Source organism: Candidatus Nanopelagicales bacterium, assembly GCA_018003655.1.
GTDB lineage: Bacteria > Actinomycetota > Actinomycetes > S36-B12 > UBA10799 > JAGNDY01.
Genome location: JAGNDY010000020.1, coordinates 1 through 22,650, shown reverse-complemented (window position 1 = coordinate 22,650; position 22,650 = coordinate 1). Strand labels below are relative to the sequence as shown.

The following is a 22,650-nucleotide window of genomic DNA, read 5'->3' as shown; positions in this document are numbered from 1 at the left end:
GTACGTGATCACGCATTGACGCGAAGCCATGCGCGGAACAGATGAAGGAAACCCCATGGACCGCAAGATCATTGCTGGCACCGTCGCTGCGACTGTCGTCGCTATCCCCGCTTTCGCCGCAGTCGCGTACGCGGCCACGACGCCCGAATCCACTCCCACCACCACCGCAACCTCGACGGTTTCGGCAGCGCCCACCGTGGTGAAGGCCAAGCCGGCCAAGGCCAAAGCCCCGTACAAGTTCGGCACCAAGAAGTACAACAAGTGGTACGCCAAGGGCTACATGAAGAAGAAGTACGGCTGGGGCGATGCTCAGTACCGCGCGGTGGTGACCATCTTTGAACACGAGTCCGGCTGGTCCCACCACGCCGAGAACAGCAGCTCCGGCGCCTACGGCATCCCCCAGTCGCTGCCCGGTAGCAAGATGCGCACGTCCGGCAAGGACTGGCGCACCAATCCGGAAACGCAGATCCGCTGGGGCCTGAAGTACATCCACGGCAGCTACGGAACGCCGACCCACGCCTGGGCGTTCTGGCAGTCACACAACTGGTACTAAGCCGAACGACCAGCAACACCGTTGACCGCTGCGATGGCGCCGTTCCCCGTGAGGATCGGCGCCATCGGTGCGTCAACCCATACCCTGTTGCTGTGCCACCGGACATCACCTTCCTCGGACACGCCACCGTGTTGGTGGAGATGGCCGGGCTGCGCGTGCTGACCGACCCCGTGCTCACCGCCCGCGTGACCTTCCTTGGCCGAGTTCCGAGCGCTGTCGACTCCGACGCCTTCGCCGATGTAGACCTTGTCCTCATCTCGCACTTGCACCACGATCATTGCGACATCCGTTCGCTGGCGATGGTGAAGAATGCGCGCGTCATTGTGCCGGCGGGTGCAGGGGAGTTCCTCTACCGCCGTGGGGTGCGCAATCTGATCGAACTGCCAGTTGGCGATCACTACGACATGGGCGAGCTTCGCATCACCGCCCTGCGTGCTGATCACGACGGTTTCCGGACACCGATCGGCCCGCGTGCCGAGGCGATCGGATACATGATCAGCGATCAGTCGGGAACCAACGTGTACTTCGCCGGTGACACTGATGTCTACGACCAGATGGCGCTCCTCCCGCAGCAGTTCGGTCCGGTCGACACGGCCCTGCTGCCGGTGTGGGGCTGGGGGCCAAATCTTGGTCCCGGCCACATGAACCCCGACCGGGCCGTGGACGCTCTCGCGCTGATCCAACCGGCCCACGCGATGCCGATCCACTGGGGCACGTTGTTCCCATACGGATTGCGCGCTATCCGGCCGTCGCTGAGCGCTCTGCTGCAAACCCCGCCGCAGGACTTCGCCCGGGTCGCGAACGAGCGTGGGATCGACTGCGATCTGGTTGTCGTCCAGCCAGGTGACTATGCGGAGTTCGCCCGATGAGCAAGCAACCCAGCAACGACGCGAAGCAGCGCAAACTCGACAAGGCCACTGCGAAGGCCGCTCGTCGCGAGGAACTGTCGGTTCGTAACCAGGCTGGCAAGGACCTCAGCCGTGACCCGTGGCGCGATCGGCACCGGCTGCGCGACATCGTGTGGCGCTTCCTGCTGTCGGTATTCGCGCTCTCGCTGACGATCGCGATCGCTCCGGGAATCAGCGCAAGCACGCCATTGGCGATACCGGTCGCGGCGTTGATCAACTCCATCTTCGCTGCCATGCTCCGGCCGCTTCTCATCCGCGTCGCATTGCCGCTCGGCTGGCTCGGCGCGGCCTTGCTGGCCGTGTTTGGCAACTTCGTGATTTTTCTGATCACGCTGGAGATCGCCCCTGGCATCACGTCCGGCAACCTGGTCGAAATCTTCCTGGCAACCTGGATCTACGCGGTGTTCATGGCGACGGTCCAGTGGTTGCTGGCCTCTGACGATGACAGCGCTTTCCTCATTCAGGCCTTGCGGCAAAGCACGCGTGGCGGCACGTGGGGGGTCAACCTCAGCGATGCGGAGAAGGAGTCCATTGCCGGTGGCGGCCATCCGCAGACCGGGGTCATCTTCGTTCAACTCGATGGCATGCCCGCTCCGGTATTGGACTGGGCAGTGAAGTCCGGCAACCTGCCGACGTTGTCTCGGTGGATCAGATCGGGCTCTTACAAGTGGACCGAATGGCGCGCTCGCCTGCCATCGACAACCCCGGTGTCGCAAGCCGGGCTGCTGCACGGAACCAGCGAGAACATGCCTGCCTTCCGCTGGTATGAAAAGGAATCCGGCCAGTTGCTGGTGGCCAATCACCCGCCGGACGCTGCCGTGATCGAGGAGCGAATCTCCAACGGCCGAGGGCTGCTCGCCGACACCGGCGTGAGCATCTCGAACCTGTTCTCCGGCGACGCGCAGTCACGCCTACTCGTCATGAGCGGAATGAGCAAGGTGCGCTCTGGACTCGGGCCATCGAAGTCGTACGCCTCGTTCTTCACCCACCCGTCGGGCTTCACGCGCGCAGTCGTCTTGACCATCGGCGAGATGATCAAGGAGAAGTATCAGGCGCGTCGCCAGATCCGGCACAACATCGAACCGAGAATCAAACGCAAGGGTTCCTACGTCTTCCTGCGGGGGGTCACCAATGTGCTCCTGCGCGACCTCAATGAGGCCCTGGTCATCGAGTCGATGATGAAGGGCGCCAAGAGCATCTACGTGGACTTTGTCGACTATGACGAGATCGCCCACCACGCCGGTGTTCAACGGCCAGAGTCGCTACGCGCCCTGGAAGGTCTCGACACGGTCCTGGCTCAATTGGAGCGGGTCGTCCGCTATGCGCCGCGTCCCTACCGGTTCGTCTGCGTCTCCGATCACGGGCAGAGCCAAGGGTCAACTTTCAAGCAGCGTTTCGGGGTTCCCCTCGAGACCGTTGTGCGTGACCTGATGGGAATCGACGAGGCCGAGGTCGCGGCCGCGACCGGCTCTGTCGAGGCGTGGGGTCCGGTCAACACCTTCCTCTCACAACTCCAGCAGCAGGATTCGGTAACCGGCGGTCTCACGCGGCGAGCGATGAAGAACCGAACGTCCGATGGCGTCGTTGAGCTTGGCCCCGGAATCGACGAGCACAAGGAGGCCGATTCCGACAGTGATCAACTCACTGAACTGGTGGTAGTTGGTTCGGGTAACCTCGGCGGAATTTGGTTCGCGCAGAAGCCTGGTCGACTCACCGTTGAAGACCTTGAGGCCGACTTCCCGGGGCTGGTCGACGGTTTGGCAACGCACCCTGGGATCAGCTTCCTGCTCGTTGACACGCAGGCTCACGGTCCGGTCGCCATCGGTGCGCACGGTGTTCATTACCTGCTCACCAATGAGATCAGTGGGGAAGACCCGCTAACGCCGTTCGGTGATGAAGCACGAGACGACTTGTTGCGGGTCTCGCGCTTCACCAACGCGCCAGACATCTACGTGAACTCGATGTACGACGCGGCGATCGACGAGGTCGCGGCGTTTGAGGAACTGGTGGGTTGCCACGGCGGCCTTGGTGGCTGGCAGACCCGCGCGATCCTGGTTCACCCCAGCGAAATGGGTATTGATCCAGAGCTACTCGGCAAATCGGGCCGACTTATCGGCGCCGAGGCCGTCCATCACCAGATGGTGCAGTGGCTAGAGCAACTCGGGCATCGGACCAATCTGGAATCGACCAACCTGCCACCGACCGGCGAGATAGCACCGGGCACGGACGGCTTGGCCGATGCGAATCAGGATCAGTACGCGGCTACTCCGACGGTGGGCCGACAGGAATCCGGTTCGCGATAGGCCGCATGGTTTCGGCGAAGAAGTCGTTGCCCTTGTCATCAACGACCACAAAAGCGGGGAAGTTCTCGACATCGATCTTCCACACTGCTTCCATCCCGAGTTCGGGGAAGTCGATGACCTCGACGTGCTTGATGCAGTCAGCGGCCAGCAAGGCAGCTGGTCCACCAATCGATCCCAGGTAGAAGCCACCGTTGGTCTTGCAGGCATCGGTGACCGCCTGCGAGCGGTTTCCCTTCGCCAACATCACAAACGATCCGCCGGCACGCTGGAACGCATCGACATAGGCGTCCATTCGCCCGGCAGTGGTCGGGCCGAACGAGCCAGACGGCATTCCCGCAGGTGTCTTGGCGGGTCCGGCGTAGTAGACGGCATGGTCGCGCAGGTAGTCGGGCATGGGTTCGCCGCGGTCGAGCATCTCCTGAATGCGGGCGTGGGCGATGTCGCGGGCAACGACCAGTGGACCAGTCAGACTCAACCGGGTTTTGACCGGTAGCTGCGACAGTTGCTCACGGATCGTGGTCATCGGAGCGCGTAGATCGACGGTGACCACCTCGTTCGTCGAAGCCTCCGCGAGGTGGTCGTCAGTTACCTCGGGCAAGTACTGCGCCGGGTCGTGTTCGAGCTGCTCCAGGAACACGCCCTCCGGGGTGATCTTGGCCAATGCCTGACGGTCAGCCGAGCAGGACACCGCGATCGCCACCGGTGCGGATGCGCCGTGGCGGGGTAGTCGGATGACGCGAACGTCGTGGCAGAAGTACTTGCCGCCGAACTGGGCTCCGATCCCGAATTCCTGTGTCTGCTTGAGGATCTCGGCTTCCATCTCAAGGTCGCGGTAGCCGTTTCCATGGTCGCCGCCGTGAACCGGCAGCGAATCGTAGTAGCGGGTTGAGGCGTACTTGGCGACCTTGAGCGCGTACTCAGCACTCGTGCCCCCCACTACAACCGCGAGGTGGTACGGCGGACACGCAGCCGTTCCGAGGCTGCGCAGCTTCTCATCGAGGAAGGCACGGAACCGGGTGGGGTTGAGCACAGCCTTGGTCTCTTGGAAGAGGAATGACTTGTTCGCGCTGCCACCACCTTTGGCCATGAACATCAACTCGTATTGCAGCTCGTGGCCAGGCTTGGTGTCGGCGTAGATCTCGATCTGGGCGGGCAGGTTCGTGCCGGTGTTCGTTTCCTCCCACATCGAAAGTGGCGACATTTGGGAATAGCGCAGGTTGAGCTGGCTGAAGGCATCGAAGACGCCGTGGGCCAAGTGCTCCTCGTCCTGGCCAGTTGTCAGTACGTTGCGGCCCTTCTTGCCGGTGATGATGGCGGTGCCGGTGTCCTGGCACATCGGCAGGACACCGCCAGCGGCAACGTTGGCATTCTTGAGTAAGTCGAGGGCGACGAACCGGTCGTTGGCCGATGCCTCTGGATCGTCCAGAATCTTGCGCAATTGGGCAAGATGGCTGGGCCGCAGGAGGTGCTGAATGTCGCGCATCGCCTCGAAGGTCAGCCGCGTGAGCACCGCTGGATCGACCTCAAGAAAGGTTCGTCCCGCACCCTCAACTGTCCGCACACCCTCGGTGGTGACGAGTCGGTAGTTGGTTTGGTCGGCACCCATTGGAAGCAGATCAACATAGGAGAAGTCAGCCATGAGGCGAGCCTACGGTGCAGGTGTCGGTGCCCCGACGGATGCACCGTCGCCGGCCCGGGTGAGGATATTGGCGTGAAGTCCCGACTGAGCCAAACCGCACGCGACATGCTGTTGTCGATCGGTGCGGTCATTGCGCTGGTTGCTTTGATCGCGCTATTCACGTACAAGCCCGCTGACGAGAAGATCCGGGTCGTTGACTACCAACCGACCGTGGCTGCTGCGCGTAGCACCGGGGCCTTCGACGTTGCGGTACCCACGGGTGAGGCCAAGGACTGGAAAGCCACCTCCGTGCGCTACGTCCCGTCAGCTGCCGATCCAAAAATCGCGACCTGGCACTTGGGATTTATCACGCCGACGAATCAATACGCAGCACTTGAACAGACCAACGGCACCGATCCGAACTTCATCAAGGAGTCGACGGCCAAGGGCATGCCGGATGGGGAGCAGGTGATCGATGGGCAGAAGTGGCTGCGCTACTACTCCAGCGACACCGGCCACCGATCGCTGGTTTCCAGTAAGAACGGGATCACGACGATTGTGACCGGCACTTTGACCTACGACGAACTCGTTGCCATGGCGACGTCGCTGCGCACGTCCTGACGGTTTACTCGGACTCCAAGTCCGTGGCACCCGCATCGCCGGACTGGGCGTCACGGTTGCGGACAGCCTCGATCCGGACCCGAGCGCTATCGAGCCACCGTTGGCAGATGCCGACAAGCTTCTCACCGCGCTCCCACAGATCCAGCGACTCCTCCAGAGTCGTCGTCCCAGCCTCAAGGGCGGCGACCACTTTGGTGAGTTCGTCACGTGCCTGCTCGTATGACAGGGCATCAGGTGCTGGCTGTTCGGAGGCTGCTCGTTGCTCAGTTGATTTCGGCTGTTCAGACATCGGTTCCCTCGTTCGTCGGTAGTGGGCTCGTGGTGACGGTGGCACCAATGGCACCACCGTGGATTCTGATCTCAAGTTGATCTGCCGGTTGGACCTCGTCGGGCTGTCGCAGCACGCGCCCGTCGGCCAGCGTGACAATCGCGTACCCGCGTTCCAACGTCCCGGCCGGGGAGACGGTTCGCAATTGAGTGCGCAGGTGCTCAATCGATGTCGATGCCTGCTGAAGCAGATTCGCCAGTGCCCTCGCGCATCGGTCCCGCGCCGCAGCAACTTTCTCGCCTTGCTCCGTGAGCATCTCGCTCGGGTCGGCCAACCCGGGGTGACTGGCGATTCGTGCGATCAGGTGTTCTTCAGTTCTGAGCCGACCGTCGATGGCCCGAAGTGCGCGTTGGCGCATTGCCGACAGATCCGCAAGCTCCTCCGTGAGATCGGGAACGATCCTGGCAGCCGCATCCGTTGGCGTAGATGCGCGAAAATCAGCGACGAAGTCCAGCAGCGGCGAGTCTTGCTCGTGCCCGATTGCACTCACAATCGGAGTGCGGCAGGCCGCTGCGGTTCGGACCAAGGTCTCGTCGGAGAACGGCAGCAGATCTTCGACGGATCCGCCACCGCGGGTGATGACAATGACGTCGACGGTGTCGAGGGAGTCAAGTTCGGCCAAGGCCTGAGTGACTTCTTTCGCCGCGGTTGCGCCTTGGACAGGTACCTCGCGGATCTCGAACTCGATTGACGGCCACCGGCGGATGGCGTTCTCCACCACGTCCTTCTCGGCTGCGCTGCCGCGACCGCAGATCAGCCCCACCCGGCGAGGAAGAAACGGCAGGGGTTGCTTGCGCTCGCGATCGAACAAGCCCTCTTTGCTCAATGCTTGTCGGAGCACCTCAATGCGAGCCAGCAGGTCACCGAGGCCGACGGCCCGCAGTTCGCGCGCTCGCAGCACGAGGCTGCCGCGGGACGTCCAGAACTCCGGGCGGGCATGCATGACAATGCGGGCACCGTCCTGCAGCGGCGGTTGGACAGCTTCCAAAGCACCGGGCGAGGTGACCATTTGGATGGTGACGTTCTCTTCCACATCGCGCACCTTGATGTAAACCTGACTATTGCCGCCGCGCAACTTGATCTCCGTGACCTGCCCCTCGACCCAGACGGCGCCCATCCGCGCGATCCAGTCATGGATGAGGCTGCTTATTTGCCGCAGCGGCGCCGGCTTGTCCGGACTGGTTTCCAGCGTCACAAATCAGAGCGTACGCGCCGGTCGCACGTGCGCGGTCTCACCCGGGCTTGCGCAGGCGCTCTAACATGGATGCATGGACTCTCGAATTGACGACCCCGGCACCGTGCTGTTGGCCGCCCCCCGTGGATATTGCGCGGGCGTGGATCGGGCGGTGGTCACAGTCGAGAAGGCGCTGGATCTGTACGGCGCTCCGGTGTACGTGCGCAAGGAGATCGTCCACAACGCCTACGTCGTGAAGTCACTTGAGCAAAGCGGCGCGATCTTCGTCGACGAGACAGACGAGGTGCCGGAGGGTTCTTTGGTGATCTTCAGTGCGCACGGGGTTTCCCCGGCCGTACACGCCGAGGCCGAGGCAAGGGATCTGCGGACCATTGATGCGACCTGTCCACTGGTGACCAAGGTTCACAACGAGGCAAAACGGTTCGCCGCAGAGGACTACCAAATCGTGCTCATCGGACACGAGGGGCACGAGGAGGTCGAGGGAACCGCTGGCGAAGCGCCCGACCACATCACGCTGATTGAAAGTCCCGAGCAAGCCGACCAAGTGGTGATCCCCGAGGGCAAGCAGGTCGCGTGGCTGTCCCAGACCACTCTGTCGGTTGACGAGACGATGGCGACGGTGGATCGACTCCGGGCCCGACTGCCGCTGCTGATCGATCCACCGAGTGACGACATTTGCTACGCGACCCAGAACCGCCAGATCGCGGTCAAGGAGATTGCCGCCCGTTGCGACCTGATGGTGGTGGTCGGCTCCAACAACTCGTCGAACTCCGTCCGCTTGGCCGAGGTTGCCCTGGAGGCGGGTTCCGCGCGCTCAGTGCGGGTCGATTCTGCCGACGAGCTCAGCGACGAGGTGTTGGACGGCGCCGAGGTGGTCGGGTTGACGTCGGGAGCATCCGTGCCGGAAGTGCTGGTCGACGGCGTCATTGAGTGGCTGGCAAACCACGGCTACCCGAATCTGAAGGTTGTCTCTTCCGCGGAGGAGACCCTGACCTTCGCGCTACCGCCGGAGCTGCGGCGAGATCTCAAAGCCAGGCAGGCGGGCTCGCTAGCGTAGGGCTGCTTTTGCCTTAGGGCGCCGTACCAGTACGACGATGAGGGCGGCGATCGTGCCACCGAACACGAATGGCGCGTTGAACGCCAAGCCCGTCGCGATCACGGTCGCTTCCCGCAGAAGAAGGTCGCCACTGCCGCTCAAGGCGGTGACCTGTCCGGAGATGATGAGCGCTACCAGGAAGGCCAACGGTGGTGTGATCACCGCTGTCCACAGGTCACTGGGCCGGACTTTGAAGGCCGTGAAAATGCACACCAACACGAACACAATGCCGGTGATGATGGTCAGTCGCCGGTTGATGATCATGTCGATGATGGCCGCGACGGTGGTGGCCCCGGTGATTGTCAGCGCAACGTAGAGCGTGCTGAAGCCGGTGTTGGCGCCCGTGGATGCAGCGGCCTCGGCCACGGCAGGGCTCGGTGTCGGTTGACTCATCGCAGGTGCAGCGTAGGGCGCTGACGAGGCATCCTCGCTCGCCAACACGCCTGCACGACCCACTCCGGTTACCTCCATCGGATCCTCAGCCTTCGTCTCACCACTGAATCTCCCAGAGCGGTAGAGGCGCTCGGTCTTCACAGCAGGGCCGGCCTCGACCTTGTCCGGCCGGTCTGCCGGATCGACCTCCCAAGGCCACTGGAGGCCGTTAGGCGGTGTCGAGTCGGCTGCTGGGGCGGGGCTGCGCAGTACAACTCCGTCGGGGTCCTCTAGTTCGTCGCTCTCCGGTGCCCACGGTGACTGGGGCTTCGGCTGCGAATCATCCATGAGCAAAACGGTACGTCAATCGTCGTCCACCGCCGCAACTGCCACGCCAGCGACCGTTCGGCTGGTCCGCTCGATGGTTGAGACACTTGCAAGATCATCGTGCGTGACGCCCATCTCCGCCATCTTTCGGGCCGCCACCAACACTCGACCTTCGTAGGAGCCGACCAACTTGTTGTAGGAGCTCACCGCACCGTCCAACGAACTCCCGACTTTGGTGAGGTGGTTGGACATCACTTGCAGCCGCCCGTGCAGGTCACGGCCGATACTGAGAATCGCGGTCGCGTTCTCCGCGAGGTCGTAGTTGCGCCAACCCATCGCCACGGTGCGCAGCAGTGCAAGCAGCGTCGCCGGCGTTGCCAGCACGACGTTGCGCGAGAATGCGCGCTCCAACAAGCCAGGGTCGACTTGCAGGGCGGTGCCCAGTAGGGACTCGGCCGGTAGGAACATCACCACAAACTCGGGCGCCTGCTCGAATTGCTTCCAGTACTCCTTGCCGGAGAGCTGGTCGATGTGGGTTGACACTGCGGCGGCGTGTTTTCGCGCTTGTTCCGCCGGCGCCGTCTCGACTGCGGGGTCGAGTAGCGCATCTAGTGCGACTTTCGCATCGATCACGATCTTCCGGTTGTCCGACATCGTGACGATGACGTCAGGTATCAGCGACGAGTCGGCGAACGGGGTGGTCGCCTGTTCGATGAAGTCGACGCCGCGTAGGAGACCAGCAGCCTCCACCACTCGTCGCAACTGCATCTCGCCCCAGCGACCACGGAACTCGCTGCGACTCAACGCGTGGGCTAGCTGGCCGGTCTGGCTGCGTAATGATTCGCTAGCCAGGGTCATGGTTCGCAGTTGTTCGGTCAGGGTTGCCTCCGTGCGTAGTCGGTCCCGCTCGGCGACTCCAATCCGCTGATTCAGTTCGTTGAGCGAGGTGGTGACGGGTCCAACCAGCGTCTGCACCGAATGCAGCCCCTGACTGTCCGAGTTCAACCGCTCAAGACGTTCGTTCGCCACCGCTCGGTTCCCGTCCAGCTCAGCCTGCAGCGCTCCCATTCGGGCAGCGCTGCGGTTGCGGGCCACGAGTGCGCCGATGATGACGCCGAGCAACAGACCGATCGCCAGGGTGATCAGCATTTGGGTGGTGCTTGCTTGTCCAGACATGCCAGACACTCTGGCAGCAGGGTCTGACAACTAGGCTGCAGCCTTGTGAGTCTTTCCATCGGAATTGTTGGCCTGCCCAATGTCGGCAAGTCAACCTTGTTCAACGCGCTGACGCGTAACAACGTGTTGGCGGCCAACTATCCCTTCGCCACCATCGAGCCGAACATCGGCATGGTGGGCGTTCCGGACCCGCGCCTGAGTGTGCTGGCCGAGATCTTCGGCAGCGACCGGGAGTTACCAGCGACGGTGTCGTTCGTCGACATTGCTGGGATTGTGCGAGGGGCCAGCGAGGGGCAGGGCCTTGGGAACAAGTTCCTGGCCAACATTCGGGAGTCCGACGCGATCTGTCAGGTTGTCCGAACGTTTGAGGACTCCGACGTTGTCCACGTCGACGGCAAGGTTTCCCCGAAAGACGACATCGAGACCATCAATACGGAGCTGATCCTGGCGGACCTTCAGACTCTGGACAAGGCGCTGCCTCGGTTGGAAAAAGAGGCTCGGCTGAACAAAGAACGTGCTGCCGTCCTCGCGGCCGCTCAGCAGGCCAAAGAGGTGCTCGATTCGGGCAAGACCGTCCACGCCGCCGGTCTTGATCTGGAGCCACTACGGGAGCTGTTCCTGCTGACCGCCAAGCCGTTCCTCTACGTGTTCAACCTGGATACCGAGTCATTGGCGAACACCGAACTAAAGGACGAACTCGCCGCGCTCGTGGCACCCGCCCAAGCGGTCTTCCTCGATGCGCAACTTGAGTCCGAGTTGGTCGAACTTGACGCGAGCGATGCCGCGGAGTTGCTACATGAAGCCGGCCAGGACGAGCCCGGCCTCGACATCCTCGCCCGAGCTGGCTTCGACACTCTGGGCCTGCAGACTTACTTGACGGCTGGTCCCAAGGAATCACGCGCTTGGACGATCCATCGTGGCGATACGGCTCCGCAAGCCGCTGGCGTCATCCACACCGATTTCCAGAAGGGCTTCATCAAGGCCGAGGTCGTGGCATTCGACGATCTCGTCGATGCCGGATCGATGGCTGAGGCCAAATCGCGCGGCAAGGTCCGGATGGAAGGCAAGGACTACGTGATGGCCGACGGCGACGTGGTGGAGTTCCGTTTCAACGTGTGAGTGACTGCGTCGCGCACCCGATGGCAGTCGCGGGCCAGTGCTACTGCGCGGTGCCTGCCGGCTGGTTCCGCAGTTGTCGCGCGGCCACGACCAGCCCGGCGTCCCAGCCAGGAGCACGACCCCGGGGCGGTAGGGCCACGGCTTGGGTGTCGAGACCGCTTCGGGCAATCAGCCAGGAGATCAGCGAATTGGAGTTCCACATCTCACCGGTCTTCAATTCGTCGCGGCCCCAGGTTGCTCGGGGGACCTGCGGAACCAGTTCGAGTAGACGGCGGGCGCGGACGGGGTCTCGGCTCAGCAGGTAGGGACTAGCAACCGCCTCGGACATGTCGGGGATTACTCCGTCGCGCCAACGCCGGACCTCGTAGCGGAACAGACGAGTCCGACCGAGCCAACGAGACCCAACCGGCCCCTCGCACACCACTCCACGTTGCGCGACTGTGTTGTTCCAGACCGGCCCCTGCTCAATGACAAAGCGATCGTCGCCGAGGCGAATCGTCAGCGCAGAGTGGTAGAGGTCGCATCGTTGGCGATTGTGGATTCGGGCGTCGACGGCCTCGAAGATGCGCCCGTTGAGGCGCACGAATTGTCCGCCGGCTCCCAACGGCAACCAAAACAGGTTGACGCTGGCGACGGGCCTAGCCGGGGCAGAGAGGGCCTCGCTTCCGTAGCCAATGGTCAAGTCCTGCGGCATTGCGACGTCCTTTCAGATCGCCGCCAGCTCGTCGGCGATCTGCTTGATCTGGTGCGCCAGCTCGATGTCGAGTTGAGTGATGCCGCCGGCATCGTGGGTGGTCAGCTCGATATGCAGTCGACGCCAGCGGATGTCAATGTCGGGGTGATGAGCCATCGCCTCCGCGTCGACCGCGATCGCATCCACGGCCTTGATCGCAGTCGGGAAATCGGGGAACTCGTAGTCACGTACCAACGTCGATTCCCGCAACTGCCAGCCGCCGAGGTTCGTGAGTTGTTCAGCTATCTCTGTCTGATCCAGTAGTCGCGCCATAGCGCCAACGATTGCACGTTATTGGCGACCTCTACACTTCGTAAGTGACTGAACAAAATCTCAGCGTCCGTGACGACATCCGTAATGTCGCGATTGTCGCCCACGTTGACCACGGCAAGACCACCCTCGTCGACAAGATGCTCCGTCAGACGGGTGCTTTCGCGGCGCACGCTGCTCTCGAGGACCGGGTCATGGACTCGATGGACCTTGAGCGGGAAAAGGGCATCACGATCCTGGCGAAGAACACGGCCGTGAACTACACGGGACCCAGCGCTCCCAAGAACGTCGTGATCAACGTTGTGGACACGCCTGGTCACGCTGACTTCGGCGGCGAGGTCGAGCGGGGCCTGCAGATGGTCGACGGCATTGTCTTGCTGGTTGATGCGTCTGAAGGTCCGCTGCCACAGACACGATTTGTCCTGCGCAAGGCGCTTGAGGCGAAACTGCCCGTCATCCTGGTGGTCAACAAGACCGACCGTTCCGACGCTCGCATCGCCGAGGTCGTCGACGAGACGTACGAGTTGTTCTTCGACCTCGATGCCGACGAGAAGCAGATCGAGTTCCCGATCATCTACGCCTCCGGCCGAGCCGGGCGCGCGTCGCTGAACCGCCCGGATGATGGTGAGATGCCTGACAGCGAGGACCTTGAGCCATTGTTCGAGACGATCCTCAAAACCGTTCCCGCTCCTGCCTACGACCCGGCCGAACCACTCCGCGCGCAGGTCACCAACCTGGATGCCTCGCCGTACCTCGGTCGGCTTGCCCTGGTTCGCGTCTACGCCGGCGAGTTGCGCAAGGGCGCGCAGGTGGCGTGGTGCAAGTCCGACGGGTCGATCGAGAAGACCAAAGTCGTCGAGTTGCTGATCACCAAGGCGCTCGATCGGGTTCCCGGCGAGGTCGCGGGCCCCGGTGACATCGTCGCCATCGCGGGCTTCGCCGACATCAACATCGGTGACACCTTGGCCGATCCAGAAGACCCCCGCCCGATGCCGTTGATCAAGGTCGACGAACCATCGATCTCCATGACGGTCGGAATCAATACCTCGCCACTGGCGGGTAGAACAGGCACCAAATTGACGGCCCGGCAGGTGAAGAACCGGCTGGATCAGGAACTCATCGGCAACGTGTCCATCCGCGTCGAGAACACCGAACGACCCGACACCTGGGAAGTCCAGGGCCGCGGCGAACTCCAGCTCGCGATCCTGGTCGAGATGATGCGCCGGGAAGGCTACGAGCTCACGGTCGGCAAGCCGCAGGTCGTCACCAAGGAGATCGACGGCAAGCTGCACGAGCCGATGGAGCGGCTGACGGTTGACGTCCCTGAGGAACACGTGGGCGTCGTCACGTCGTTGCTGGGATCGCGCAAGGGCCGCCTGGAGCAGATGGTCAACCATGGCACCGGTTGGGTGCGCATGGAATACGTGGTTCCTGCCCGTGGCCTTATCGGGTTCCGCACCCAGTTCCTGACGGACACGCGTGGCACCGGAATGGCCCACCAGACGTTCGAGGGCTACGAGCCGTGGTTCGGCGAATTGCGTACCCGTCAATCCGGTTCGCTCGTTGCCGATCGGATGGGCGCGGTCACGGCGTTCGCGTCGTTCTCGATACAGGAGCGCGGCGTGCTGTTCGTGGCACCCGGTACTGACGTGTACGAGGGAATGGTCGTCGGCGAGAACTCGCGTCAGGACGACATGGACATCAACATCGTTCGCGAGAAGAAGCTCAACAACATCAGGTCCGCGACGAGCGAGGCGTTCGAGAGCTTGGCGCCGCCACGGCTGATGGGTCTGGAGCAGGCGTTGGAGTTTTGCCGCGACGACGAGTGCGTCGAGGTCGTGCCCGGGTTCGTCCGGATCCGCAAGGTGTACCTGTCAGCGCAGGATCGCCAAAAGAACCGCGGCAAGGCCCGCACCCAGTAGTCCGCCGGGTCCTGAGGCCGGGAGAGTTTCCCCGCGTTGTGGTCGCAAAACGCCCGAAAAAGCAACCACGGCACTGGGAAACTCGAACCGAAAGCGCGCCTGTGGCCCTATCCCAGGTGACGGCGGAAGAAGTCGAGCTCGCGGAGCAGCAGGTTTTCGGCCACTTCCTCCTGCGGCGTCATGTGGGTGACGTTCGACAACGGCAGGAACTCGTGCGGGCGGCCAGCCGCAGTCAGTGCACCGGACAGTTGCAGGGAATGGGCAACCACGACGTTGTCATCGGCCATACCGTGGATGATCATTAGTGGTCTCCGCAGGTCGGGGGCCAGCGGCAGCAGGGAGCTGGCCTCGTAAGGGCTCTCATCCGCGCGCGGATTACCGAGGTACCGCTCGGTGTAGGCGGTGTCATAGAGGTGCCAGTTGGTGACGGGCGCTCCGGCGACGGCCGCCCTAAAGATGTCGGGCTGACGCAGCACGGCCAGCGCCGCGAGGTAGCCGCCGAATGACCACCCGGTGATGCCGACTCGGTCGATGTCGATGTCATCAGGCCAACGCTCGGCGACCCCGGCCAGGGCATCCACCTGATCGGCCAGCGGCGCGGTCGCCAAGTCGTGGAAGATCTCCCGCTCCCAGGCAGGTCCGCGCCCGGGTGAGCCGCGACCGTCGGCGACGATCACCGCGAAGCCCTGATCCGCGAGCCATTGGTTCTCGGCGAAGGAACGCCCCGATGCCAACACGCGTTGGGCATGCGGGCCGCCGTAAGGGTTCATGATCACAGGTAACCGACGCGATCTCGGCTCATGGTCGCGAGGCCACACGACGACGGTGGCCAGGTCTCGTTCACCCACCCGCAGGTAGTCGAGGTTCAAGTCCACGGCGGGCACCTCAGCGTTCGAAGCAACGTCGGCAAGTGCCGCAGTGGATCCATCCGTCAACAGATCCACTAGTCGATACGTCGTAGTGAGTTCACCGAAGTCGGTGCGAGTCAGCAGCAGCGTCCGTCCGTCGCGCACTGCGCTGTTCCATCCACCTGCTTGCACCGCGGTCGCCGTGCCCGCCCAGGACAGGTGGGTGACGTCGCATTCCGCGGGGTCGGAATTGGTCGCCAGCAGCAGGCCGTCGTTGGCGACGTCGAGAACGGCGCGAACGCGCATGCTGTTAGGCCCCAGCAACGATCCGTCAACCGTAATCGCATCGCTGACGCCCCTGACCGAGCCCAGACCACACGCGGTATTCACTAACTGACCGGTGGGTGACCAGGTCGGGGTGCCGGGCACGAATTCAACCCAGCAGGGATCGGTCAACCGCGCGACCTCGGTGGTCCGGACGGACCCCAGCGTGGCTGTGAGCACCGCCGCGTCGTTCTGCTCCCGATTCAAGACCGTGACCAGCGCGGGGCCGCGGGAGTTCCACTGAACCGACAGCAGGTAGCAGTAACGGTCGTGATCCCACGCGACCTCCGTGCGACCGCCATCCAGATTGACCAGCCACAGCGCTACGTCCGGGTTGGTGGTGCCGGCGGCGGGGTAGCGAACCGGTCGGGGGTCCGACGTCGGGCTGGCGGGATCTGCGATCCACCACTGATCCACGCTGGCGTCATCAGTCTGCTGAACGAGTAGCTGAGTGCCGTCCGGTGACCACCAGAACCCACGCATCCGGTCGAACTCCTCGGCAGCCAGGAAGTCCGCCAGACCCCAAGTCTCGTTCGCGGTGCTGGCCTCGACCAGCACGCGCGCATGCGAACCATCAATGTCGGCCACATGCAGTGAACCGTCACAAACCCACGCCACCCGTTGCCCAGTTGGATCAACGCGAGGGTCTATGGCCGGTCCCGCCACATCCAGCAGTCGCACAGCCCGTTCTCCGCTCAGTCGAGCGATGCCAACCTGTCCGGACAGGGCAAAAGCGGCCACGGTCACGTCGCGGTCGGTCGAGAAAGAGGTGATCCCAGCGGACGTCTCGCGCATCCGTTCGCGTCGTGCCCGCTCGACGTCGGGTAGGTCTTCGCCGTCGGTGCTCAATACGGTCGGGTCAGCAACGAGGGTCTCGGTAGTTTCCTGACCGTCGCGCTCGATCAGCCACAGGCAATTGACCGGATCGGTGCCACTCGATGATCGCGTGAAAGCCACCCGCGATCCCTCACGCCCGATGTGGAAGTTGCCGGGTGCGCCGAGTCGGAAGCGCCTGGTCCGGGCCTGTTGGCGAGGAAAGGAGTACGTCACGGGTAACAATCCTGCCCGCTCGCTACCCTCGACCCATGACTGACGTCGCTGACCGCCGGATCTTACTCGTTCACGCACATCCAGATGACGAGACGATCGGCTCCGGCGCACTCATGGCCAAGTGTGCGGCGGACGGCGCACAGGTGACGCTGGTGACGTGCACCCTCGGCGAAGAAGGCGAGGTGCTGGTACCCGATCTCGAACACATCGGCGCAGCCCATGAGGACCGCCTTGGTGATCATCGCATCGAGGAGCTCGGAGCAGCGATGCGCGAACTCGGAGTGACCGATTGGCGACTACTCGGCGAGCCCGGCAAGTATCGCGACAGCGGAATGATGGGTGAACCGACCAATGATCGCGACGGCTGCTTCTGGCAGACCGACCTGCTTACTGCCGCCGCGGATCTGGTTCCGATCATTCGCGAGGTTCGGCCGCACGTCCTGATCACCTACGACGATTTTGGCGGCTACGGTCACCCCGATCACATCCAAGCCCATCGGGTGGCGATGTACGGCGCGATGCTTGCCGCAGCTCCGACTTTCCGACCAGAACTCGGCGAAGCGTGGGACATCCCGAAGATCTACTGGACGGCAATGTCCAAGGCGATGATTCGCAAGGGTATCGAGGCCCTGCGGGCCGCCGGCGACACCAGCGAGATCGCCAAGATGGACCCGGACGAGATCCCGTTTGGAATCTCCGACGAACTGATCACGACCGCGATCGACGGCCGCGAGTTCCTGCCGAAGAAGGTGGCGGCGATGCGGGCGTACCCGACCCAGATCGACATGCAAAGTGGCTTCTTCGCGCTCTCCGACATCGCCGATGGCGCGATGGGGGTGGAGAGTTTCCGGTTGATCAAGGGTCAGGTCGGCCCACCAGATGTCAGCGGCCAAGAGTCGGATGTCTTTGCTGGCCTGAGTATCGACTGATCATCCGATGATGTCAGAGCTCGAGGTCAACGCGGAATCCTTCAAAGAGGTCGGCTCCCGGTGGGTCACCGGCGTTGCCGTCGTGACCACAATCTCTGACGGTTTCGATCACGCGATGACCGGCAACTCGTTCAGCACAGTGTCAGTCGACCCGATGCAGGTATTGATGTGCATCGAAACGAACACCCGGTTCCACGACGCTCTGTGCACCACGGAGGATTCCCACTCGGTCGGTGGGGAGCCAAGGCGGTGGGCGATGAGCATTCTGTCGGCCGATGCGGCACCCACGGCGAGTTGGTTCGCGACCAAGGGCAGGCCGCTGGTCGGTCAATTCGATCGCATCGCACACCACCGCGGTCCGATCACCTCCGCGATCATTCTCGACGAGGCGATCGCCTCCTTGGAGCTTCAGACCGTTCACGAGTTCGTCTCCGGCGATCACGTGATCGTCGTTGGCCAGGTCCTGGGTTTGGCGACTCGGGACCCCGCACGTGATGAGGCGGACGACGATCCGGCCGCTCGCCCACTCACGTACTGGGCGCGCCGGTACCGCAATTTGACTCCCTGAGCGGTCTAAAATGTGCGCAAGTCAGGTTGACGTAGCGACCGCAGAGTCGCAACGTCGCAGGTCAATTGCGTACGAGCGGAGTTCGTGTGTCGAGTGGCATCTCGAGTCCGCCCCAGTCAGCGGGCAGTCAGGCTGCTGACGACTCCGCCCCGGACCTGCTGACTACCAACACTGCGACCAATACCCCGCGCAGCCAGCGCCCTCCGGTCACTCGCCAGCAGCGCACTATCCGAATAACGGTGCTGTTCCTATTCTGGGCGACCGCGATGTTCGCGACCGCCTACGCGTTGGGCTCCAACACGGTTCCTGACGGCGTCACGGTCAATGGGGTTGCCATCGGTGGCCTCGACCGCCAAAGCGCATTGAACACACTCAACGCTGCTGTTGCTGCCCGCCGTGACGAAGCGATCAAGCTGACGGCGCTGGATAACACGATCTCGGTGAGTCCATCGGACCTCGGTATTGATGCCGACGTGGCGGCCACAGTCGATTCCGCCGCAGCCAACAGATGGAACCCCTTCGACCTGCCCAAGACGTGGAGCGGTGGTGGCGAGAAGCCGATCATCCTCACGTTGGATCAGACCAAACTGACCAACCAAGTCGAGACCATTGGCGCCAGGTTCGACCGACCAATGGCCGAGCCGGAAATCACCTACGTCGCAACGACCCCGAAACTCACCGAAGGCACCACAGGGACCCTGGTGAACCGTGATGCCGCCGCCGGTGCCATCGCGAGTGGTTACCTGACCGCCGACAAGCCCATCGAACTCCCGGTCGGATCATCATCACCAACCGTGTCACCGGAGCAGGCTCGCGGAGTCGAAGCTGGCGCAGCGACCGTTGCCGTCGCCGAACCGATCGCGATCAAGGCTGGCGATGTGACGGCCGAGGCGACGCCAGCGGACATAGCGTCCGCGCTGACCTTTCAAGTACAGGATGGGCAGTTGCGGCCCGTCGTGGATGGGGCAGCCCTACGCGCTCGGCTTGGCGATCAGCTCAAGTCCGTCGATACGCCAGCCAAGGACGCGAGTTGGGATGTCTCGTCCGGAACCCCGGTTCTGACACCCTCCGCGGCCGGCAGTGGTGTAACCGACGAGAACTTGGCTGACCAAGTAACAGCAGCGCTGGATAAGACCGGTGATGCCCGATCCGCCACTTTGTCGCTGGGTCCGCTGCAACCGAAGCTCACGACCGAGGACGCCTCGGCGCTGGGAATCACCGAACCGATGGCCCGATTTACCCAGCCATTCCCGTATGCGGCCTACCGGGTGCAAAATATTGGCCAGGCTGCCAAGAAGATCAACAACACCTTGTTGCGTCCAGGCGACACGTTCTCAATGAATGACATCGTCGGCGAGCGGACCAAAGCGAATGGCTTCACGACCGGGTACGTCGTCGGCGAGGGCGGCCGACTCCAGGAAGACCTCGGTGGCGGTGTTTCGACGCTGGCAACGACGCTGTGGACGTCAGCATTCTTTGCCGGTCTGGAGCGAGTGGAACAGGGCTCGCACCTGATCTGGATCTCCCGGTATCGCCCGGGCTTGGAGGCCACTGTCGCCTGGGGTCAGCTGGACTTGAAATTCCGCAACGACACCCCCAACGGCGTGCTGATCACCACCAAGATGACCAACGATTCGGTCAGGGTGTCGATCTGGGGCAAGAAGCAGTACGGCAAGATCAAGGCGGTCTCAGGTCCCAAACAGAACGTCACACCGTTTCCCACCGAGCAGAACTCCGGACCCGACTGTGTCACGACGGCCGGGGTGAACGGGTTCGACATCTCGGTAGCGCGCGTCTTCCTCAATGACGGCAGAGAAGTGAAACGGCAGGACTTTCGGACGCACTACATCCCGGAGCCCAAAGTCGAGTGCGCATCGGCAAACAAACCGCTGTCGTAGCCGGGCGAGTGACCCCTTGTGCGGCCCACGTCATAAGCTGACCCACGGTTACCGATTCATGCGAACAGGAGCACCAACGTGACGTACACGATCGCCCTTCCTTGTGTGGATTTGAAGGACAAGGCCTGCATCGACGAGTGTCCAGTGGACTGCATCTATGAGGGTGAGCGGATGCTCTACATCCACCCCGACGAGTGCGTCGACTGCGGGGCGTGCGAGCCGGTCTGCCCGGTTGAGGCGATCTTCTACGAAGACGACGTTCCGGAGGAATGGCGCGACTACACCCCGGCTAACGCGGAGTTCTTCAACGATCTGGGATCACCCGGGGGAGCCGCGAAACTCGGGCTCATCGAAAAGGACGTTCCCCTCGTGGCGAGCTTGCCACCGCAAGAGCACGACGAATAGCCCTTGTTGGATGGCATTCGCCGGACACCAACTCCCTGACTTTCCGTGGGACAGCCTTGTCCCCTTCCGTGAGCGGGCCGCCCGGCACCCGGGCGGTACGTGCGATCTATCCATCGGTACGCCGGTCGATCCGGTGCCGGTGCTGGTCCAGCAGGCGCTGAGCGAGGCTGCCAATAGCCCTGGGTATCCGACCACTCATGGCACGACGGCCCTGCGGGAGTCAATCGCCGGTTGGTTCGACCGCCGCCTCGGGGTGCCGAACCTGGATCCGACCGCGGTGCTGCCGACGATCGGCAGCAAGGAGTTCATCGCCTGGCTGCCGACCCTGCTCGGCCTGGGCTCGACGAATACCGTTGTCACCCCGCAGGTCGCCTACCCGACCTACGACGTGGGAGCTCAACTCGCTGGTTGCCGGGTGATGCGGGCTGACTCGTTGACCGCGCTGGGACCATCGACCCCGGCCCTGCTGTGGTTGAACTCGCCAGCCAACCCCACCGGTCGCGTCCTCGGAGTCGAACATCTGCGCAAGGTCGTGTCGTGGGCCCGTCAGCGTGGCGTAACAGTTGCCAGCGATGAGTGCTACATCGAGCTCGGTTGGGACGAACAGCCAATGTCAATCCTGCACCCTGACGTCTGCGACGGATCGTTTGATGGCCTGCTGTCGGTGCAGTCGTTGTCGAAGCGATCCAACCTGGCCGGTTACCGCTTCGGGTACGTAGCCGGTGACCCGATGTTGATCGCGGGCCTGCTGGAGGTCCGCAAACACGCGGGCATGATGGTCCCGGCACCCATCGCCCAGGCAGCGACCGCCGCCCTGTGCGACGACGGGCACGTCGTCGCACAGCGCTCGACGTACCGTGCTCGCCGCGAACTGCTGATCGCCGGGCTGACCGAAGCGGGATTCCGAATCGACGATTCGGTCGCGGGTCTGTACCTGTGGGCTACCCGTGACGAGTCCTGCTGGGACACCGTTGGCTGGCTCGCCGATCGTGGAATTGTGGTGGCGCCCGGGGACTTCTACGGTCCGGCCGGCAAGTCCCATGTGCGCGTGGCGATCACGGCGACCGACGACCGAGTCCAGGAAGCGGTGCGCCGGCTAGCCATTGCAGAGCCGGAGAGTAGCGTCTGATTCATGAGTGAAACCGCTGCTGACTCGCCAGCCGTATTGCAGTATCCCGGCGGTGAGCTCACGCTCGACCGAGTCGCCGCCGTTGAGGGCGAGGACGGGTTCGACGTGTCGAACCTGCTCAAGAGCACCGGCTGCGTGACTCTCGATCCCGGCTTCGTCAACACCGCCGCCTGCGAGTCCGCGATTACCTACATCGACGGAGACGCGGGCATCCTGCGTTACCGGGGTTATCCAATCGAGCAACTCGCGCAACAGTCGACGTTCATTGAGGTCTCCTACCTCTTGATCTACGGTCGGCTGCCATCGGCGACTGAGTTGGCCGCGTTCAGCGACAAACTGCGGATCCACACCCTGCTACACGAGGACTTGAAGAACTTCTTTACTGGTTTTCCCTCGGATGCCCACCCGATGCCGGTGCTGTCGAGCGCGGTCAGCGCACTTTCCACGTTTTACCAAGACTCGTTGGACCCCTTCGATGCCGAGCAGGTAGAAATCAGCACCATCCGGTTGCTTGCCAAGGTTCCAACCATCGCTGCCTACGCCTTGCGGACTTCTGGTGGGCAGCCGCTGTTGTATCCGGACAACAGCCTCGGCATCGTCGATAACTTCCTGCGGATGACGTTCGGATGGCCCGCCGAACCGTATGAGGTCAATCCGGTGATGTCCCGGGCGCTGGACATGCTGTTGATCCTGCACGCCGACCACGAGCAGAATTGCTCGACGTCGACCGTTCGTCTGGTCGGCTCGTCGCAGGCCAACCTGTTTGCTTCTGTCTCAGCCGGCATCAACGCGCTGTTTGGCCCATTGCACGGCGGAGCAAATCAGGCCGTACTCAAGATGCTGACGCAGATCCATGAGTCCGACGACTCGGTAGATCAGTTCATTGCGCGGGTAAAGAACCGTGAGGACGGCGTCAAATTGATGGGCTTCGGGCATCGGGTCTACAAGAACTACGATC

At 63.0% G+C, this 22,650-nt stretch carries 21 protein-coding genes; 13 read left to right on the top strand and 8 right to left on the bottom strand.

The window, feature by feature from the left end:
• Positions 1 to 28: 28 nt before the first annotated feature.
• From KAZ48_04885 to KAZ48_04875, 3 genes are all read left to right on the top strand, one after another.
• Complete coding sequence (locus KAZ48_04885) at positions 29 to 553, top strand: transglycosylase SLT domain-containing protein (GenBank protein ID MBP7972112.1); 525 nt, start codon at positions 29 to 31, stop codon at positions 551 to 553.
• A 92-nt stretch (positions 554 to 645) separates the two neighbouring features.
• Positions 646 to 1,422 (top strand): MBL fold metallo-hydrolase, encoded by a 777-nt coding sequence (locus tag KAZ48_04880; protein ID MBP7972111.1) that lies wholly within the window; start codon positions 646 to 648, stop codon positions 1,420 to 1,422.
• A complete protein-coding gene (locus tag KAZ48_04875) occupies positions 1,419 to 3,764 on the top strand; it encodes an alkaline phosphatase family protein (protein MBP7972110.1) in 2,346 nt (781 codons plus the stop codon). The genes KAZ48_04880 and KAZ48_04875 overlap by 4 nt, the downstream gene beginning before the upstream one ends.
• Here the strand turns inward: KAZ48_04875 and KAZ48_04870 are convergent.
• Positions 3,724 to 5,403, bottom strand: coding sequence for a fumarate hydratase (locus tag KAZ48_04870; GenBank protein MBP7972109.1), 1,680 nt, complete (start codon positions 5,401 to 5,403; stop codon positions 3,724 to 3,726). The genes KAZ48_04875 and KAZ48_04870 overlap by 41 nt on opposite strands.
• A gap of 72 nt (positions 5,404 to 5,475) precedes the next feature.
• On the opposite strand from KAZ48_04870, the gene KAZ48_04865 reads away from it, so the two are divergent.
• Positions 5,476 to 6,003: a DUF4245 domain-containing protein gene (locus KAZ48_04865; GenBank protein MBP7972108.1), complete on the top strand. Its 528-nt coding sequence runs from the start codon at positions 5,476 to 5,478 to the stop codon at positions 6,001 to 6,003.
• 4 nt (positions 6,004 to 6,007) lie between these two features.
• Here KAZ48_04865 and KAZ48_04860 read toward each other — a convergent pair whose 3' ends face one another.
• On the bottom strand, positions 6,008 to 6,292 hold the full coding sequence (locus KAZ48_04860) for an exodeoxyribonuclease VII small subunit (protein ID MBP7972107.1): 285 nt from the start codon (positions 6,290 to 6,292) through the stop codon (positions 6,008 to 6,010).
• Entirely contained in the window at positions 6,285 to 7,526 is a 1,242-nt protein-coding gene (locus tag KAZ48_04855; protein ID MBP7972106.1) for an exodeoxyribonuclease VII large subunit, read from the bottom strand. The genes KAZ48_04860 and KAZ48_04855 overlap by 8 nt, the downstream gene beginning before the upstream one ends.
• A gap of 73 nt (positions 7,527 to 7,599) precedes the next feature.
• On the opposite strand from KAZ48_04855, the gene KAZ48_04850 reads away from it, so the two are divergent.
• Positions 7,600 to 8,583: a 4-hydroxy-3-methylbut-2-enyl diphosphate reductase gene (locus tag KAZ48_04850; protein MBP7972105.1), complete on the top strand. Its 984-nt coding sequence runs from the start codon at positions 7,600 to 7,602 to the stop codon at positions 8,581 to 8,583.
• Here KAZ48_04850 and KAZ48_04845 read toward each other — a convergent pair.
• Positions 8,575 to 9,342, bottom strand: a complete 768-nt coding sequence (locus KAZ48_04845) for a hypothetical protein (protein MBP7972104.1) — start codon at positions 9,340 to 9,342, stop codon at positions 8,575 to 8,577. The two genes, KAZ48_04850 and KAZ48_04845, sit on opposite strands and share 9 nt — an antisense overlap.
• A 15-nt stretch (positions 9,343 to 9,357) precedes the next feature.
• Complete coding sequence (rmuC, locus tag KAZ48_04840) at positions 9,358 to 10,497, bottom strand: DNA recombination protein RmuC (GenBank protein ID MBP7972103.1); 1,140 nt, start codon at positions 10,495 to 10,497, stop codon at positions 9,358 to 9,360.
• Between the two features lie 45 nt (positions 10,498 to 10,542).
• Between rmuC and ychF the strand changes: the two genes are divergently transcribed.
• The gene (gene ychF, locus KAZ48_04835; GenBank protein ID MBP7972102.1) at positions 10,543 to 11,616 is read left to right on the top strand and encodes a redox-regulated ATPase YchF; all 1,074 of its coding nucleotides are present in this window, start codon (positions 10,543 to 10,545) and stop codon (positions 11,614 to 11,616) included.
• Positions 11,617 to 11,656: 40 nt separating this feature from the next.
• Here ychF and KAZ48_04830 read toward each other — a convergent pair whose 3' ends face one another.
• Together KAZ48_04830 and KAZ48_04825 are read right to left on the bottom strand one after the other, a co-directional pair.
• Positions 11,657 to 12,310 carry a hypothetical protein gene (locus tag KAZ48_04830; protein ID MBP7972101.1) on the bottom strand — a complete coding sequence of 218 codons (654 nt, stop codon included), beginning with the start codon at positions 12,308 to 12,310 and terminating at the stop codon, positions 11,657 to 11,659.
• A 12-nt stretch (positions 12,311 to 12,322) separates the two neighbouring features.
• Entirely contained in the window at positions 12,323 to 12,622 is a 300-nt protein-coding gene (locus tag KAZ48_04825) for a 4a-hydroxytetrahydrobiopterin dehydratase (GenBank protein ID MBP7972100.1), read from the bottom strand.
• A 44-nt stretch (positions 12,623 to 12,666) separates the two neighbouring features.
• On the opposite strand from KAZ48_04825, the gene typA reads away from it, so the two are divergent.
• Positions 12,667 to 14,541 (top strand): translational GTPase TypA, encoded by a 1,875-nt coding sequence (typA, locus tag KAZ48_04820; protein ID MBP7972099.1) that lies wholly within the window; start codon positions 12,667 to 12,669, stop codon positions 14,539 to 14,541.
• Between the two features lie 107 nt (positions 14,542 to 14,648).
• Here typA and KAZ48_04815 read toward each other — a convergent pair whose 3' ends face one another.
• Positions 14,649 to 16,670, bottom strand: coding sequence for a S9 family peptidase (locus tag KAZ48_04815; GenBank protein ID MBP7972098.1), 2,022 nt, complete (start codon positions 16,668 to 16,670; stop codon positions 14,649 to 14,651).
• A gap of 128 nt (positions 16,671 to 16,798) precedes the next feature.
• Between KAZ48_04815 and mshB the strand changes: the two genes are divergently transcribed.
• The 6 genes from mshB to KAZ48_04785 all read left to right on the top strand — a co-directional run.
• Entirely contained in the window at positions 16,799 to 17,692 is an 894-nt protein-coding gene (mshB, locus tag KAZ48_04810; GenBank protein ID MBP7972097.1) for an N-acetyl-1-D-myo-inositol-2-amino-2-deoxy-alpha-D-glucopyranoside deacetylase, read from the top strand.
• A 7-nt stretch (positions 17,693 to 17,699) separates the two neighbouring features.
• Entirely contained in the window at positions 17,700 to 18,260 is a 561-nt protein-coding gene (locus KAZ48_04805) for a flavin reductase (protein ID MBP7972096.1), read from the top strand.
• Positions 18,261 to 18,346: 86 nt separating this feature from the next.
• A complete protein-coding gene (locus KAZ48_04800) occupies positions 18,347 to 20,158 on the top strand; it encodes a VanW family protein (GenBank protein MBP7972095.1) in 1,812 nt (603 codons plus the stop codon).
• 78 nt (positions 20,159 to 20,236) lie between these two features.
• Positions 20,237 to 20,563: a ferredoxin family protein gene (locus KAZ48_04795; protein MBP7972094.1), complete on the top strand. Its 327-nt coding sequence runs from the start codon at positions 20,237 to 20,239 to the stop codon at positions 20,561 to 20,563.
• Between the two features lie 10 nt (positions 20,564 to 20,573).
• Positions 20,574 to 21,692 (top strand): succinyldiaminopimelate transaminase, encoded by a 1,119-nt coding sequence (gene dapC / locus KAZ48_04790; GenBank protein MBP7972093.1) that lies wholly within the window; start codon positions 20,574 to 20,576, stop codon positions 21,690 to 21,692.
• Between the two features lie 3 nt (positions 21,693 to 21,695).
• A partial coding sequence (locus KAZ48_04785) for a citrate (Si)-synthase (protein ID MBP7972092.1) occupies positions 21,696 to 22,650 on the top strand: 955 nt, incomplete at its 3' end.